Below are 16,375 nucleotides of genomic sequence, written 5' to 3' on the forward strand. Positions count from 1 at the left end.
CACATGACAAAAATTATAGCAAAAGAATATACAGAATTTTTAGAGCAGCTCAAAGAACAGATTGCTACTAGTCGTTATAAAGCAGCACTGGCAGTAAATAGCAAGCTTATTGTGCTTTACCACCATATTGGTACAGAGATCTTAAAGCGCCAAAAAGAACATGGCTGGGGTGCTAAAATCATAGATCAGCTAAGTAAGGATTTAAGAAGCGCATTTCCAGAAATGAAGGGATTTAGCGCTAGGAATCTTACTTATATGCGTCAATTTGCTGCAGAGTATCAAGATACTGAATTTACGCAGCAGGTTGCTGCACAATTGCCTTGGTTTCATATTGTAGTTATTTTAGATAAAGTAAAAGATCCAAAAGAAAGACTATTTTATTTTCAAAAGGCTATAGAGCACGGTTGGTCACGTAGTATAATGGTGATGCAAATCGAACGTGAATTGCACAAACGTCAAGGAAAAGCTGTTACTAACTTCAAAGATAAGTTACCTTCTCCCCAATCAGATTTAGCACATTATACATTAAAAGATCCATATATTTTTGATTTTTTGAGTATAGGAGATGACGCTCATGAAAGAGAAGTAGAAAAAGGTCTTGTAGGCCATGTGGAAAAATTTCTGCTAGAGCTAGGGGAAGGATTTGCATTTGTTGGTAGGCAGTTTCACTTAGATGTTGGAAATAAAGACTTCTATATTGACTTATTGTTTTATCATTTAAAGCTACGTTGCTTTGTAGTAATTGAGCTAAAAGACAAGGATTTCAAGCCAGAGTATGCAGGTAAAATGAATTTTTATCTTTCAGCCGTTGATGATTTACTAAAGCATGAGACAGATCAACCATCTATAGGATTAATTTTATGCAAGTCAAAGGATAATGTACTAGCTAAGTATACATTGAAAGACATAAATAAACCGATAGGGTTGGCAGAATATAAAATTACTGAAAATCTACCAGAGAATGTAAAGACAGCCTTGCCAACAATAGAAGAGCTGGAAGCTGAGTTATCAAAAATTTCAGATAAGGAAAAGTAATGCTATTAAAGTCATTTAAACAATTATTTAACAAGCCAAAGATAAAAAGCTCAGCCTGGGATGCAGCAGGCTCAGGAAGAAGATTTTTTCACTTTCAACCAGAGTCAGGAAGTATAAACAATTTGCTGTCTCAAAACCTTGAAACTTTACGTAGTCGATCACGTGACATGGTGAGAAAAAATCCGTATGCAGCAAATATCATTGATACAATAGTGAGTAACTCTATTGGAACAGGAATAAAGCCGCAATCAAAGGCAAGAGATGGAGAATTTCGAAAGAAGGTGCAAGAATTATGGCTAAAATGGACAGATGAAGCAGATAGCTGTGGAATAAGTGATTTTTATGGATTACAAGCTCTGGTATGCAGAAGTATGATAGAGGGTGGAGAATGTTTTGTAAGATTAAGAATGAGAAAGCTGGAAGATAGATTTTCTGTGCCATTACAACTGCAAGTACTTGAGTCTGAACATCTAGACAATAAAACAAATCAAACTTTAGGAAATGGTAATGTAATAAGAAACGGGATTGCGTTTAACAGGCTTGGTCAAAGAGAAGCTTATTACTTATTTAAAGAACACCCTGGTGAAAATACCTTTGGAGAGTCAGTAAGAGTACCAGCAAACGATGTTTTACATATCTATAGACCACTAAGACCTGGTCAGATAAGAGGAGAGCCATGGCTTTCTAATATACTGCTAAAGCTCTATGAACTTGATCAATATGATGATGCAGAATTAGTGAGAAAAAAGACAGCAGCGATGTTTGCAGGGTTTATTACAAGGCTCGATCCTGAAGCAAATATTTTAGGAGAAGGTGAAAGTAATGAGCAAGGAGTAGCACTATCTGGCCTAGAACCTGGAACAATGCAGCTTTTAGACCCAGGAGAAGATATAAAATTTTCAGAGCCGTCTGATGTTGGAGGAAGTTATGAAGCGTTTATAAGACAGCAACTCAGGGCAATAGCAATAGGCACAGGGATAACATATGAACAACTAACAGGAGATTTAACCGGTGTTAATTATTCATCAATCAGAGCAGGGTTGATAGAGTTTCGCAGAAGATGTGCAATGCTACAACACAATATTATGGTATTTCAATTTTGCAGACCAGTATGGAATAGATGGCTAGAGTTAGCAGTACTTTGTGGAGAACTGAGTATAGATGAAAAAGTAGTAAAAGCAGCAAAAGAAGAAGTAAAATGGATACCACAGGGATTTGATTGGGTGGATCCGCTAAAAGATCAGCAATCGCAGCAAATGGCAGTAAGAAATGGCTTCAAGAGTCGCTCAGAAGTAGTATCAGAAATGGGTTACGATGTAGAAGAAATTGACCAAGAAATAGCAGAAGATCAAAAGCGTGCAAATAGTCTCAACTTAATGTTTGACTCTGATTGTAAAGGATTATGATGCTCTTAGGAAAACCATTAATGCTTGAACCAAGGAGTTTTGAGCTGCTATCGTTATACAAAGAAAAACAGCCAATTTTTAAAAATCTCAAGCACTCCATCAAAAGTAACGTAGAAAGAACTGCAATTATACCAATTCATGGAATTTTAACTAAAAAACCGGGTGCGTTTGATGAAATGCTCGGGATGACATCATATGAGCAAATAGAAGTACAAGTAAAGCAAGCATTAGAAGATAGTAGTATAGAGACTATTTTACTGGACATAGATAGTCCCGGAGGAGAAGTAAACGGTATTTTCGACTTAGCTGATTTTATCTACAGTGCAAGAGCAAAAAAGAGAATTGTGGCAATAGCAAACGATGATGCGTACTCTGCTGCATATGCTATAGCTTCTAGCGCTGAGAAGGTATTTGTGAGCAGAACTTCTGGTGTTGGCAGTATTGGAGTAATAGCAAGTCATATAGATCAAAGTAGATTTGATGAAAAGCAAGGTATTAAGTACACCACAATCTTTGCTGGTAGTCGAAAGAATGATTTAAACCCACATGAGCCAATGACGTCTGAAAGTCTGGAAAGCTTAAAAAAAGAAGTAGACCGACTATATGAAATGTTTGTGCAGCTAATAGCAAGGAACAGAGGTCTTTCAATTGAAAAGATTCGATCAACGGAAGCAGGGCTTTACTTTGGTGAAAATGCAGTAGAGATAGGCCTTGCAGACGGAATTACAATTCTTTCATCTATTAATCAAAACAGGAGTATTATTATGAATGAACAAACTACAACTGACCTAAAAACTGATAATTTAACTAATAAAATCAAGAATGACAGTTATCATGCTGAAGTTCTTGAATTAATACGTTTATGCAACTTATCACGAATGCCAGAGAAAATAGGAGAATTTATAGAGCAGAATGTTAGCAGCAAACAAGCACAAGAAATATTAATGTCGATACTTGCAGAACGAACAATGAAGACTGAAATTTTAAGCACATTACCACAGAATTCGTCAGAAGATTTAATGATACAGGTAGCAAGAAGTCGTAGGAGTTAAAGTATTTTTATAACCGCCGTATATAGCATTGATAAAAGCGGCGGTAAGCAGTTAAGGAGAGAAATTTATGAGTTGTATAAGCGAACAAAATAATCTAGGTGACTTATTAAAGTATGAGGCATCAAGTCTATATTCAAGAGACCAAATAACTGTAGCAAAAGGTCAAAATATTAAACTTGGTACAGTAGTTGCCAAGAAGACAGATGATGGTTTTATTAGAATGCTGAACCCCACTGGAACAGACGGCACACAAACAGCAGTAGGAGTAATTACAACCGATATACATAGCAAAGATTCTGATATGAAAGGAGTAATTATTACTCGCAGTGCAATGCTAGCAGATCATGCAGTGGTGTGGCCAGCAAATATCACTGAAGAACAGAAAGCTGAAGCAATAAAGCAACTTGAAGGACGAGGGATCATTATCCGCAAGGGAGCTTAAAAAAACTATTAAAAACACAAAAGGGGGAAAATAAAAAATGCAAAATCCATTTACAAATACAGCATTTAGCATGACGGCACTAACAAATGCAATGAATATATTGCCGATAAATTATGGACGAGTTGAAAATCTAAATTTGTTTCCAAGTAGGTCAGTGAGATTTAGACATATTACCATAGAAGAACACAACGGAGTATTAAGTTTACTACCAACGCAAGTTCCAGGAGCACCAGCAACAGTAGGAAAAAGAGGAAAAAGAAAGGTAAGGACGTTTACGATTCCGCACATTCCTCATGATGATGTAGTGCTGCCAGAAGAAGTGCAAGGAATAAGGGCATTTGGATCAGAAAGTGAACTGAAAGCGCTAGCAGATGTAATAACTGATCATTTGCAATCAATGAGAAACAAACATGCAATAACATTAGAGCATTTGCGAATGGGAGCGCTCAAAGGAATAATTTTAGATGCTGATGGGTCAGAATTATTAAATCTGTACAACGAATTTGAAATAACACCAAAAGTAGTAAATTTTGCCCTTGGAACAGCAACAACTGACGTAAAACGTAAGTGTCTGGAAGTACTCCGGCATATAGAAGATAATCTAAGTGGTGAATATATGACCGGAATGGCTTTGTTGCATAGCACCTTAAGCAGTGATGGTTTACGACAAATTTATGTAATGATTTCAAATTTAGCCATACCAATATCAGTGAATTTATTAAGCAAATAGCATTTGATTAGCAGTTCTTTTTCTCGATTTATCTCAGATTTATTCCTAAAACTAAATCCGAATATTTGCTTTAATCTTGAGAAAAACCCTTCAATATAAGATCTTTTCCCATAATTTACTTCTTTTTTCCATTCTTTCATGCCATCTTCACCGTATAATTTTATTAACCTAATAGCAGCATTCCTGTCAGACATATAATCTATTTTTGAATGTTCTGCTGCATCCTTTTTTGGTAGAACTTTTGTCTTTATATCGTATTTCTTACACAATTTATAAAGTTTGTGCCTATCGTATGCCCTATCTGCATATAATGCTTTTATTTTGTGCTGAAAATTAACTTCTTCAAGCAAATCGCAAGCTCCATAGTGGTCAGAGTAGACGCCATTACTGTATCTTGCAGCTATAGCTTTTTTACTATTCACACTTAACATAACATGTAACTTTCTTACTTGCTCGTAGCTTCGGTACTTTCTATCTGCACTGTTTTCCTTACTGTGGCCAGGAGTGTTACTGTAAATGCTGATACTTGTGCTATCTATGATAATTTCAATATTTTCCATGTTGCTTTTATCAACCCTGCAATCATTTATCTTAATATTAAGTTTTTTAAACCTTCTTGATGCTTGTGAATAGCTGATAACTGCCAAATTTTTTCCTATTTGTTGCAGATATCCTTTTATAAACCCCACCGTTTGTCTTAACCCAATTCTAAAAAGATTGACAATTATATGCACCAAAATTACGACTTTATCACTGTAAATATAGTTGCCGCCCTGCATTTTTGGACTATTTTCATACCAATTTTCGATAGCTTCATCGATGTAACGAAAAATATTTCCCCTTTTTTCAAGGAATTTGTTATATTCGTTTTGGTTACTGACTTTCATTTTCTGTGGCATATTTTTTCTTCAACAGTTAAATGGTTATTTATAATGAATTTTGTCAGTAGCCACCAGATTTTTTCGGTTGCTATGCAACAAAGCCCACTGGAATCCAGCCTTTCACTGTCAAAGATGTTATTCTTAATATAAGGTTAGTCACTTTCGTGCTCACCAACTTAATCTCTAATCAAAATTTCTGGATCCAAGTAGTCAGGGCACTGGGATGACATCTTTGTGTTTGAGGCAAAACCGGCTATAATATTTCTTCGCAAACAAATGTTCGTACAGAGCTACTTTCATGACACCACGATTATGCTATAAATTCTTTATCGTATGAATATATTAAGAAGAGAACGTATTAAAGCTGTTTCTCCTTTTTTATTGATAAAATTTGAACTTATAGCATATTCAACTAGGCTGGATTTTAGTAGATTAACATTTTGAGAATGAATATTATTGAAGATGGAGTTTAACTCTTTAGCAAGCAGACTGCAAAATTTTTGCACACTGTCATATGCGATATTTTCAAGTTCATGTGCAAATTTATCTTGAGCTATAGTTGTTATATCTTCAATTTCCTTATTAAACTCCTCTAGCTTTTTTTCGTTATTTTTAAAATTTTTCGTAAAAGTTTTCATATCAATTAAACTCAACTACTATTATGATTATAATGATAATGAAAAACTACCGAAGTAAAAAATTCACACTACTGTGTAACTTGCAAATACTTTTACGCGCTAGGGCTATAGGTGTCATCCAAGTACCCCCTTCCCATCATCTGAGTAGCCTCCTTTTCCTGTCATCCCAGTGCTTGACACTGGGATGGCTTTGTTGCATCGCTAGCTATGATGGATTAAAGATAAAAAAGATGGAGAATATCAGTAGCTTATTATTCTGGTATTTATAACAAGAACGGTCAGTGAATACCTAAATTTGAGTAAAAGAAATTTCACTACCACTCACTAATCCGGCTAAAATTCAAGAATTTCAATGCTTTAGCTATTTTCAATAGAATTAAGTTTATTAATATAAATAATAAATTACTATTCTTAAATTTGATCAGATTGATTGCAAAAAAACAAGATTTTCAATAGGTTGCTTATAATCCTAGCTATAGTTAGCCTTTCATAAGTAGCGATGCAACAAAGCCCACTGGGATCCAGGAAAAAGAATGGTGTCATGAAAGTAGCTGATACCAATTCCCACTATACAAAGAACAGATAGAAGATAATGGAAAAAAAGCTATACTAAAGTAAGTGAAATAGCGAGGTTTAAATGGCATTAAGGTCAAAACTATTAGACGAAAAAGTTGTAAATTTGGCGAAAGAAATGTTAAAAAAGGTCAGAAATAATGCATATGTTTCAAAAAAGTTACAAGCGGTAATAGCAGGAAAAGAAAGTAGTATAAGCGCTGTAGCAAGAATATGTAAAATTTCAAGGACTGCTTTGACTGAATGGATAAAGCATCTAAAATTTGGTAGAGTAGAAAAACTATTTGCCCCGTCTCAGCGGCGAAGAAAAAGCAAATTAAACAAAAATCAACGTAAGCAAATTGAAATATGGGTAGAAAAAAATCCAAATATTACTATTAAGGAAGTGCGAATAAAAATCTCAGAGGAATTTGACCTAAACATCGGTAAATCAACAGTGCACCGTGAGATACAAAGGATGAAATTTTCTTACATAACACCAAGGCCAATGCACCATAAACAAGATAAAAACAAGCAAGAAGAGTTTAAAAAATACTTCAATAAAATAGTCAATTCCCACCCTGAAAAGGAGGTATTTTTTTGATGAATCACGATTTGGAACTCATTCAAAAATCGGACACGGATGGTTCAAAAAAGGGATCAGAACGCAGGTTAAAATAAAAATCGGTAGACAAAATTTCTATATCTACAGTGCGGTAAATCCAAGAAGCGGTAAGGAAATTAGCCTACTTGCTCCATATGTAAACACTGATTGTATGAATATATTTCTGGAGCAGATGTCGAAAGATTTAGGCACGAAAGAAGCCTTTCTTGTAATGGATTGTGCAAGTTGGCATAGATCAAAAAGTTTGAAATTTCAGGAAAACATTACCATTATATACTTGCCTCCTTATTCACCTGAACTGAATCCTGTTGAGAGGTTGTGGCAATATATCAAACACAATACTTTACGCAACAGAGTCTACGATACCATAGGCTTACTTGAAGATGTTGTGTGTAATTTTATTGTCAGTATTTCCAGCACTACTATTAAACGAGTTTGTAATGTTTCTTATTTGTTCGATTAGTAATGGAATTTGGTATGACACTGATTTCCATCCAAAAGGGTGTCATCCCAGTGCCCAGAAACTTGGATCCAGAAAACTTAACTCTACACCAAGTAAATGTACAGTAAGAACTAGATCCCAGTGTCTGGGCACTGGGATGACAAAAAAAGGAGCACTGGGATGACATCATCCTTTTTTTGGGATTCCAGTGTCAGCTACTTGCATCTGCAAACTGCAATGTTCGTACAGATGTAGGTGCTAAGTTTTACAAACACCACGTTGTGCTGAACCTATATCCACTTCTTTCAATTCAGTGTCAGGAGCGATGGGTTTTGATATTGTGTATGTAATGCCACCGGCTATCAGTGCAGATACCACAGAAGCTGCAACTATTAATAGAGCAGACAATCCAGAAGCAATACTAAGAGCAGCACCTACTACTAACATAGCTGCAAGGCTCGCATAGACAACTTTTGGGGAAAATTGTCTTTTTCCTACTTTTTCTAGCGACACTTCATTTGTTTTAGTTTTGCCTAATTCACCCTTAAGTGGTGTGTTTTCATTTTTCAGATTTTTTATTTCTTGTTTTAGTAATTCATTCTCTTTATTGAGTTGTTTCAACTTAGTCTCATGTCCAGCTATGCAACTTTTTGATTCTTCTAGTTCCTTTTGCGTTTTTTCTAACAACGCTTCTGCTTTAGAATACTGACTTTCTGTTTTGTCTAATTTATCCTTAAGCGTTGCGTTTTCATTTCCTAGCTCTTGTATTTTTTGTTTTAGTGATTGATTCTCTTCCTTTAGCTGAGCACATAATTTTTTTAATTTAACCTTACGTTTTCTAACCTTTTCTGTTTCTTCTGGAGTTTCCGTTGCATTGTGTGTTTTGGAATGGGAAGAAGTACCAGATACAACCTCAGATAGCTGACCACACATACTGTTTAGTCTATCTATTATTAGGCCTTCATCCTTTATCAATGAGCGATCTGCTCCATGTTTTATCAAAAGTTTTGCTAATTCTTTATTGTCATTTTTAACAGCAAAGTATAAAGGGATATGTTCATCTTGATCTTGTGCATTAACATTTGCTCTCTTATCTATTAGATACTTTGCAATCTCTACATAACCATGCGTAGCAGCATAATGTAAAGGGGTATGTTCATTTCTATTTCGTGCATCAACATCTGCTCCATGTTTTATCAAAAGTTTTGCTAATTCTTTATTGTTATTTTCAACAGCACAATGTAAAGGGTTCACGCTATCTTTATCTTGTGCATTAACATCTGCTCCATTATCTATTAGATACTTTGCAGTCTTTATATCACCATTTGCAGCAGCATGGTGTAAAGGAGTCATTCCATTTTCATCTTGTGCATAAATGTCTTCTCCATCTTCTAATATAGATTGGCTTAAAGCTTCAGATTTATCTGCATCAAAATATATTCCACTCTCGTCACTACTACTTTTATTTAAAAAGGTCTGTTCACCATTATATGTAGCACCGTATTGTTCCGAATGTTGATTATGACCGGGTTGTTCTATGCACTTCCGATTATTGGCAAATCGTTGTTCTGCCTCTTGCAACTTTTGCGCCACAGCATCTCTTTTAGCCTGTTCTCTTTCTAATGTATCACCTACTTTGTCTGTATTGTTTTCATTAATGATTGAGTTTGAAGAAGTCTGTTCATTCTCATTTTGTACATAGATTTTTCTGTTGTTTGGTGTAGTTCCATTGTTCTCTCCCTGACCTTTTGCATTCCATGCTTGCACTGCAGCAGTTATTTTATTTCCGCCCACAGCTAAATTTCCTGGAGTTTTATTATTAGGCTGCAGTAAAGTGCCTTGTCCATAAGTTAGTCTTTTCTTTCTTGCCTCAGCATAACGTTGTTCTCCTTCCTTTAACATTTCTACTATGATATCCTTATTTGGTATATTGCTAACCATATCTCTTGGAGTTCGGCCTTGACTATCTTTTAGTGAAGGATTTGCGTTAGCATCTAATAAAAGCTGAACCATCTCTTGATGACCATGCAAAGCAGCAATGTGCAAAGCAGTGAATTTAGAATTAACATCACCCGATATTTGTTCATCAACTTTTACTTTCTTTTCTAGTAGGAGTTTTACTATTGGTACACTGTTACATTCCACAGCAAGATGTAACAATGTGTAACTTGCAATTTTATCTAAATCTTGTATCATGAATAGCTTATCTATCTTCAAATTGTTATAAGTGCTATATGCTTCTGGGTTTACACCTTTTAGCTTACTCCCTATTCTTTCAAGCAAATTATCCTTATTCAAACCTTCACTCTCACTCACATTGCGTATTATTTCAAAAAACTTTTCCTTTTCTATTACCATAACCTTTCCTCTCAATTTATTTATTATTGCTGAATAGTCTCACAAAAAAGTTAAGTTTGTCGAAATTCGATGTTTGATCTAAAAATTAGTCATAAACATTTTCTTCCAATTCGTTGTCATTCAACTCCCCTGTCATCCCAGCACCTTCTTCTGTCATCCCAGTGCGTGACACTGGGATGGCTTTGTTGCATCGCTAGCTATGATGGATTAAAGATAAAAAAGATGGAGAATATCAGTAGCTTATTATTCTGGTATTTATAACAAGAGCGGTCAGTGAATACCTAAATTTGAGTAAAAGAAATTTCACTACCACTCACTAATCCGGCTAAAATTCAAGAATTTCAATGCTTTAGCTATTTTCAATAGAATTAAGTTTATTAATATAAATAATAAATTACTATTCTTAAATTTGATCAGATTGATTGCAAAAAAACAAGATTTTCAATAGGTTGCTTATAATCCTAGCTATAGTTAGCCTTTCATAAGTAGCGATGCAACAAAGCCCACTGGGATCTCATTTTACTTTATGATGATGTCATGAAAGTAGCTGACACTGGAATGGCTTTGTTGCATCGCTAGCTATGATGGATTAAAGATAAAAAAGATGGAGAATATCAGTAGCTTATTATTCTGGTATTTATAACAAGAACGGTCAGTGAATACCTAAATTTGAGTAAAAGAAATTTCACTACCACTCACTAATCCGGCTAAAATTCAAGAATTTCAATGCTTTAGCTATTTTCAATAGAATTAAGTTTATTAATATAAATAATAAATTACTATTCTTAAATTTGATCAGATTGATTGCAAAAAAACAAGATTTTCAATAGGTTGCTTATAATCCTAGCTATAGTTAGCCTTTCATAAGTAGCGATGCAACAAAGCCATCCCAGTGTCATGCACTGGGATGACAAAAAAAGGAGCACTGGAATGACACCCTACTTAACCCGTCATACCGCCGCGGTATCTCCTTAGCATAGATCCCGCTAACAAGCAGCGGGATGACGATTGTCGTTTAGCTACAAACATTAAGAAATTTACCAAGTAGAAAAAAAGGCAAAAGAAGCCCCGTGGTTGGCTAATTACTTACATTATACTTTCAAGTATGGCGTTTTTTTATTCTAAACGTTTAATAACCGCGATTCAGTTGCTTTTAAGCCGCAACTAATCTAAATTATAAACATTAAGAAATTTACTAAACAGAAAAAAAGGCAAAAGAAACCCTAGGGTAGCTAATTATTCACTATCCATTTTTTAAGTTGGCGTTTTTTGATGTTTTAAATAGCGTATTTCAGCTTGTGTAGGTAAAAACCTAGAAATTTGATAAAGACATAGAGTGCACATAGTGCAAAAAATTAAACATGAGACGCCAGATACGTGAGTTTTTTTGTCATTTAATCTGTACAGAGAAGATAAATAAATAGCTTCAGTTTCATGATAAGGGGGCTGGCGGAGTTTGTCAAGGAAGTTTTTTCACTTCTGCGGGCTACCTGGGTTAATATTATATAGGAGGTCTGCTGCCAATAAAGCCTAAACTTACCAAATACATTTCTGTAGATTCAGATCTACTTGACTTTGGTTTAAAATATTTTACTGTTTTAAACATTTTTTTTAGCTCGTTACAAAAATCTTTATCAGATTCTCCTTGGAAAATTTTTACTACAAACGTGCCACCATGGCTCAAGAAATGCTTTGCAAAATTGAGCGCTGCCTCACATAAAAGCATAATTCTGATATGATCCAACGATTTTAAACCACAAGATTCGGGCGCCATGTCAGATAAAATTACATCAAATTTTTGATCCTTGAATTTTTCTCTTAAAATTTCAAGCCCATTGATAATATCACATTGTATAAACTCTACTCCATTAATTGCGTTCATTGGTTTCATGTCAAGAGCAACTACATTTGCACCTTTCTGAGACGCGACTTGTGACCATCCACCAGGAGAAGCACCAAGATCAATAATTTTTTGCCCTTCTTGGAATAATTTAAATTTATTATCCATTTCTACCAGCTTATATGCTGAGCGTGACCTATAACCATCCTTGCTAGTTTTTCGCACATACTGATCATTCAAATGACGATGTAGCCACCTTGTTGAAGATAGTTTTCTGCCTCTAGCCGTCTTTACTCTAGTTTTTATTGCTAATACCCTACTTATTATTGATTATATCTTTGAGCTCTTTTTCAACTACTTCTTTTACCAGTGCATGTAGATATTTATTCAGCCATTCTGAGAGCTGAGGTTTTAAAAGAGATGTAACTAATTCTTCAACAGTAAGATTCGCTCTTTTTTGTTGTTTATGCTGCAATTCGTTTTGCATTTTTCCAAGCAGCGCTTTGATCTCTTCCATATTCTCTTTTAAAACTAGATGATCATTATTTTGCGCTTGTAAGCCGCTATTACTCGCTTTGTTATTACTCATTTGGATATTATCGTACAAATCAATGTCTTTTTTTTCTTCTGAATTGTAGCTATGGCCATTAAATTGGTTGTTGTTGCAAGCCATTTCCTCACTTTGGTCATCATTATCAATGTTCTCTTCTTTACCATTTTCTTTTTTGCCATCTTCTTCCATGTCTTCTGGATACTCTTCTTCAAGGCATAGCACATCATCATTTTCATCCTTTATTTCTGCTTTATCGTTACTTGCGTTTTTACCCGATATAGCTTTTTTTATATCTTCTAGAATATCTTTTACAGATTGATTGCCTTGTTCATCATGCATAGTGCTAATACCATTAAATTTAGAGATTTATACTATTTATTATAAAAAGCAAATTATAAACACTAGTTACATAATTGCTTTTTGCTTCAACTAAGTCTGAACGTGCTTTAAATAATGCATCTTCAGTGTCCAAAAGGTCAGATGTACTCTTTAAACTTAAGTTTACCTCTTGCTCAACTCCTTCCAATGCTAAAGCTGCTGCTTTTTCCGCTTCTTGACTTGCTTTAATAATGGCTTTTGCTGTTAGCACATTATTCCAAGCATTTACAACTGCTTGTTCTATATTTTTTACCGTTTCATAATAATCGTAGGTAGATTTTTTTGCATCCATTTTAGCTTTACTGACACCAAAAGCATTCGCTCCTTTTTTAAAGATTGGAACATCAAGAGTAAAAACTATATGAACATTTTCTAATAGCTTGTCTAATTTTACACCATCCTTCCCAAAATTTTTGCTTGCGCTTAGATTTAAAGAAGGAAGCCACTTGGAGCTTTCAGCGATCACTTCCATTCCGGCTGCTCTTTTTTGATAAACTGCTGCTTTTAGAGATAAATTATTGGTTTTTGCTAATTGTAAACATTCATTTAGCTCTGGGACAGAAGGTAGTTTATCATTAGCTTCAGAAAGGTCATCAGCATCTTCGCCAATCAAATGATAATAAGCAATATTTGCCAATTTTAATTTACCTTCAGCATCAACTCTTTCGGATATAGAAGACGAAAATTTTGCTTTTGCTAGCAAAACTTCAGCGTTAGTAACTTCTCCAAGGGAAAAGCGTTTTTTCATAGCTGACAAATGTTCCAAAGAAACGCGTTCTTTATGTTCTCTGAGCTTTAATATTTCTGTCTTTTGTAAAACACCAACATATGCTTTCACAGCATTAAGTGCAACCTCTTGTTTTAATTGCTGAAATCGTATTTTTTCTGCTTTGAGAAGATGACTTGATCGACTGAATGTGGCAAAGGTGCCACCGCCATCTATTATCCTTTGGCTTAATATCAGACGTTTTCCAGGTAAATTAGGTTGATTATAAAGATTAAAATTACTATCAAAATTGTACTGCAAACTAATGTCAGGTAAAAATCCAGCTAACCCAGAAGACTTAAGCTGTTTTTCTGCGCTTTTATATTGGTAAAATTGAGACTTTATTTTTGAGCTATTTTTGATCGCTTTGCTTATAACTTCTCCCACATCGGTTGCATAGCAACTTATAGTACTAAAAATGATCGCAAGTGTAATAATCAATCGAAACATTCTACTTCCTGTGCATATTGGTTGCGCAGCTCAATTACTAACATAAATTACTTTAATAATCAATAACTAATATTGTTGACACTATTGAGAAATTAAGTATATAGTAGCTTACTATTGTTTAGTTAAATTACAATGAAAACTTTTTTCTTAAAAGAGAAACAAATCGACAAAAAATGGTTTGTCATAGATGCAGAAGGATTAGTGGTAGGAAGGCTTGCAGCATTTGTAGCGACACTATTGCGTGGAAAGCATAAACCTGAGTATACACCTCATATGGATTGTGGCGATAATGTAATTATTATCAACGCAGAAAAGGTGCATTTTACCGGGAAGAAGCTTAAAGATAAAATTTACTATAAGCATACAGGTTATTCTGGTGGTTTGAAGAAAACTACTCCAGATAATATTTTAAATGGCAAATTTCCTGAGCGTGTAATAAAAATGGCAGTGAAAAGGATGCTTGATGATGGCCCTATGGCGCGTAGACGCTTTGAAAATTTGTATGTTTATTCTGGTTCAGAGCATAAGCATCAAGGGCAGCAACCTGAAAAGATAGATTTTGCCTCTTTGAATCGTAAAAATAAAAAGTAATGGAGTAAAAATGAAGAGTTCTACAATAAATAATAATGATTGGTCAGAAAAGACAATTAAATCAGCAGTTGATTCGCTTGGTCGTTTATATGCTACAGGCCGAAGAAAAGAATCTGCAGCAAGAGTATGGATAAAGCCGGGAAGTGGAAAATTTAGTGTTAACAAAAAAGGCGATCTAATTTCTTATTTTAAAAGAGAGTCAGTGTGCCAAATAGTGAAAATGCCATTTGTAGCAACTTCTACGTTAGACAAATATGATGTATTCGCAACTGTAAAAGGTGGAGGGCTATCTGGTCAAGCAGGTGCTCTAGCTCATGGAATAAGCAGAGCTTTAAGTAGTGTAAGCCAAGATTTGCATTCTATATTACGTAATGGTGAGTTCTTAACTAGAGATTCGCGTGTTGTTGAACGTAAGAAATATGGTCAACATAAAGCTCGGAAAAAGTGTCAATTTTCTAAGAGATAGTTATTTCATAGTGGTGTTTTTTTGTAAGTATTATACAAATATTTGCAAAAGTGTATAATATCCTCTATTTTTGTGATGAATTTAGTTGACTATCGGTGTCAACATAATATGCTATTTGTGTGATTTTTCAATATTAAGGTAATTTATGAGTAAAGAAGATATAATAAAACAATTAAAGGAAGATTGTTCTGGTCAGAATATAGATATAACAAAATCTGATTTGAGCAAGATTCATGATGCGTTTATTAAAATAATAAAGGATGAGCTGCATGGGAAAGGTGAAATACGTTTGCATGGAATAGGAACATTTTCTACTGCTATAAGTCAGGAGAAACAATGTCGTAACCCCCAAAATGGTGAGATCATGACTGTTCCTGAAAAGACAAGGGTAAAATTTAAAGCAAGCCAAACTCTTTTAAGTATTTTAAATGAGAAGGAAAAAGCAGCAGTTAGTTAGACATTATCATTTTCATTGTTTTTACTACGCTGTGTAAGCCATAAAATACAGCTTCGCTAATTAAATAGTGGCCTATGTTAAGAGCTGAGATGTGAGGTATTCTTGTCATCTTCTTAGCGTGTTTATAAGTTATGCCATGTCCTGCGTGGCATTCTATTCCTAATTTATTGACGTACTCTGCAGCATTAGTAATTAACTGTAACTTTTTTTCTGATGGATTATCACAGTAATCCCCTGTGTGAATTTCTATTATGTCAGGTTTTATCTCTAGCTTCTCAAGATATTTTAGTTGATTAATATTTGGATCGATAAACAGTGAGACTTTTATGCTAGAGCTATGCATTTCCTCTATTATACTAGAAAGTTTGCTGTGCATATTAATGATATCCAGGCCACCTTCGGTTGTTAATTCTTCTCTTTTTTCTGGTACTATACTAATCGAATAGGGTTTTACCTTTTTTGCTATTTTAAGTATTTCTTCCGTGGCTGCAATTTCAAGATTTAGCTCAGTGCTAATGCTTTTTTTTAGGTTAAATACGTCTTCATCTCTAATATGCCTTCTATCTTCTCGTAAGTGTACAGTAATAAAGTCTGCTCCAGCGTCAATGGCTATTTCTGCTGCTTTCAATAGATCTGGGTAGGAAGTTCCGCGTGCGTTGCGGAGGGTTGCAACGTGATCAATATTAACACCTAGTTTCACAATCTACCTCAAA

General features: G+C 34.7%; 20 protein-coding genes and 1 pseudogene. 12 read left to right on the top strand and 9 right to left on the bottom strand.

Annotated elements, in window-relative coordinates; translation table 11 throughout:
* The first annotated feature begins 3 nt into the window (after positions 1–3).
* The 5 genes and pseudogenes from OOK92_RS03855 to OOK92_RS03875 all read left to right on the top strand — a co-directional run.
* The gene (locus tag OOK92_RS03855; protein ID WP_264736377.1) at positions 4–1,035 is read left to right on the top strand and encodes a PDDEXK nuclease domain-containing protein; all 1,032 of its coding nucleotides are present in this window, start codon (positions 4–6) and stop codon (positions 1,033–1,035) included.
* Positions 1,035–2,441 (top strand): phage portal protein, encoded by a 1,407-nt coding sequence (locus tag OOK92_RS03860; protein WP_264736302.1) that lies wholly within the window; start codon positions 1,035–1,037, stop codon positions 2,439–2,441. The genes OOK92_RS03855 and OOK92_RS03860 overlap by 1 nt, the downstream gene beginning before the upstream one ends.
* The gene (locus OOK92_RS03865) at positions 2,441–3,493 is read left to right on the top strand and encodes a S49 family peptidase (protein ID WP_264736379.1); all 1,053 of its coding nucleotides are present in this window, start codon (positions 2,441–2,443) and stop codon (positions 3,491–3,493) included. Before OOK92_RS03860 ends, OOK92_RS03865 begins: the two co-directional genes overlap by 1 nt.
* A gap of 67 nt (positions 3,494–3,560) precedes the next feature.
* On the top strand, positions 3,561–3,935 hold the full coding sequence (locus OOK92_RS03870; protein ID WP_264736303.1) for a head decoration protein: 375 nt from the start codon (positions 3,561–3,563) through the stop codon (positions 3,933–3,935).
* 37 nt (positions 3,936–3,972) lie between these two features.
* A pseudogene (locus tag OOK92_RS03875) lies at positions 3,973–4,599 on the top strand (major capsid protein); the annotation flags it as partial.
* A gap of 8 nt (positions 4,600–4,607) precedes the next feature.
* Here the strand turns inward: OOK92_RS03875 and OOK92_RS03880 are convergent.
* Both OOK92_RS03880 and OOK92_RS03885 read right to left on the bottom strand, forming a co-directional pair.
* Positions 4,608–5,564, bottom strand: coding sequence for an IS5 family transposase (locus OOK92_RS03880; RefSeq protein WP_264735591.1), 957 nt, complete (start codon positions 5,562–5,564; stop codon positions 4,608–4,610).
* Between the two features lie 308 nt (positions 5,565–5,872).
* Positions 5,873–6,184, bottom strand: a complete 312-nt coding sequence (locus OOK92_RS03885) for an ECH_0659 family protein (RefSeq protein ID WP_264736304.1) — start codon at positions 6,182–6,184, stop codon at positions 5,873–5,875.
* A gap of 23 nt (positions 6,185–6,207) precedes the next feature.
* Here OOK92_RS03885 and OOK92_RS03890 point away from each other — a divergent pair, with 23 nt between their 5' ends.
* Positions 6,208–6,453 carry a hypothetical protein gene (locus tag OOK92_RS03890; protein ID WP_264736305.1) on the top strand — a complete coding sequence of 82 codons (246 nt, stop codon included), beginning with the start codon at positions 6,208–6,210 and terminating at the stop codon, positions 6,451–6,453.
* A gap of 142 nt (positions 6,454–6,595) precedes the next feature.
* Here OOK92_RS03890 and OOK92_RS03895 read toward each other — a convergent pair whose 3' ends face one another.
* Positions 6,596–6,727: a hypothetical protein gene (locus tag OOK92_RS03895; RefSeq protein WP_264736306.1), complete on the bottom strand. Its 132-nt coding sequence runs from the start codon at positions 6,725–6,727 to the stop codon at positions 6,596–6,598.
* A gap of 94 nt (positions 6,728–6,821) precedes the next feature.
* On the opposite strand from OOK92_RS03895, the gene OOK92_RS03900 reads away from it, so the two are divergent.
* Positions 6,822–7,824 (top strand): IS630 family transposase gene (locus tag OOK92_RS03900; protein WP_264735405.1). Its coding sequence is split into 2 segments (ribosomal slippage): positions 6,822–7,331 and positions 7,333–7,824, totalling 1,002 coding nucleotides; the frame shifts between segments, so codons are not numbered across the junction.
* The gene (locus OOK92_RS03905) at positions 7,802–7,987 is read left to right on the top strand and encodes a hypothetical protein (RefSeq protein WP_264736307.1); all 186 of its coding nucleotides are present in this window, start codon (positions 7,802–7,804) and stop codon (positions 7,985–7,987) included. Before OOK92_RS03900 ends, OOK92_RS03905 begins: the two co-directional genes overlap by 23 nt.
* Positions 7,988–8,061: 74 nt before the next feature.
* Here OOK92_RS03905 and OOK92_RS03910 read toward each other — a convergent pair whose 3' ends face one another.
* Positions 8,062–10,161 (bottom strand): ankyrin repeat domain-containing protein, encoded by a 2,100-nt coding sequence (locus OOK92_RS03910; protein WP_264736308.1) that lies wholly within the window; start codon positions 10,159–10,161, stop codon positions 8,062–8,064.
* A gap of 69 nt (positions 10,162–10,230) precedes the next feature.
* On the opposite strand from OOK92_RS03910, the gene OOK92_RS03915 reads away from it, so the two are divergent.
* On the top strand, positions 10,231–10,422 hold the full coding sequence (locus OOK92_RS03915) for a hypothetical protein (RefSeq protein WP_264736309.1): 192 nt from the start codon (positions 10,231–10,233) through the stop codon (positions 10,420–10,422).
* A 524-nt stretch (positions 10,423–10,946) separates the two neighbouring features.
* Here the strand turns inward: OOK92_RS03915 and OOK92_RS03920 are convergent.
* The 4 genes from OOK92_RS03920 to OOK92_RS03935 form a co-directional block, all read right to left on the bottom strand.
* Positions 10,947–11,087: a hypothetical protein gene (locus OOK92_RS03920; protein ID WP_264736311.1), complete on the bottom strand. Its 141-nt coding sequence runs from the start codon at positions 11,085–11,087 to the stop codon at positions 10,947–10,949.
* 575 nt (positions 11,088–11,662) lie between these two features.
* A complete protein-coding gene (locus OOK92_RS03925) occupies positions 11,663–12,241 on the bottom strand; it encodes an RlmE family RNA methyltransferase (RefSeq protein WP_264736312.1) in 579 nt (192 codons plus the stop codon).
* Between the two features lie 76 nt (positions 12,242–12,317).
* Complete coding sequence (locus tag OOK92_RS03930; RefSeq protein WP_264732275.1) at positions 12,318–12,893, bottom strand: PopZ family protein; 576 nt, start codon at positions 12,891–12,893, stop codon at positions 12,318–12,320.
* 19 nt (positions 12,894–12,912) lie between these two features.
* A complete protein-coding gene (locus OOK92_RS03935; RefSeq protein ID WP_264736313.1) occupies positions 12,913–14,148 on the bottom strand; it encodes a TolC family protein in 1,236 nt (411 codons plus the stop codon).
* A 132-nt stretch (positions 14,149–14,280) separates the two neighbouring features.
* Between OOK92_RS03935 and rplM the strand changes: the two genes are divergently transcribed.
* The 3 genes from rplM to OOK92_RS03950 all read left to right on the top strand — a co-directional run bounded on the left by rplM (position 14,281) and on the right by OOK92_RS03950 (position 15,662).
* Positions 14,281–14,739 carry a 50S ribosomal protein L13 gene (gene rplM, locus OOK92_RS03940; RefSeq protein WP_253309391.1) on the top strand — a complete coding sequence of 153 codons (459 nt, stop codon included), beginning with the start codon at positions 14,281–14,283 and terminating at the stop codon, positions 14,737–14,739.
* A gap of 10 nt (positions 14,740–14,749) precedes the next feature.
* Positions 14,750–15,205, top strand: coding sequence for a 30S ribosomal protein S9 (gene rpsI, locus OOK92_RS03945; RefSeq protein WP_264732271.1), 456 nt, complete (start codon positions 14,750–14,752; stop codon positions 15,203–15,205).
* Positions 15,206–15,350: 145 nt separating this feature from the next.
* On the top strand, positions 15,351–15,662 hold the full coding sequence (locus OOK92_RS03950) for an HU family DNA-binding protein (protein WP_264688310.1): 312 nt from the start codon (positions 15,351–15,353) through the stop codon (positions 15,660–15,662).
* Here the strand turns inward: OOK92_RS03950 and OOK92_RS03955 are convergent.
* Positions 15,655–16,362: a pyridoxine 5'-phosphate synthase gene (locus OOK92_RS03955; protein WP_264736314.1), complete on the bottom strand. Its 708-nt coding sequence runs from the start codon at positions 16,360–16,362 to the stop codon at positions 15,655–15,657. The two genes, OOK92_RS03950 and OOK92_RS03955, sit on opposite strands and share 8 nt — an antisense overlap.
* Between the last annotated feature and the right edge of the window lie 13 nt (positions 16,363–16,375).

The sequence above is a fragment of the Wolbachia endosymbiont (group A) of Rhinocyllus conicus genome (assembly GCF_947250775.1).
Taxonomy (GTDB): Bacteria; Pseudomonadota; Alphaproteobacteria; order Rickettsiales; family Anaplasmataceae; genus Wolbachia.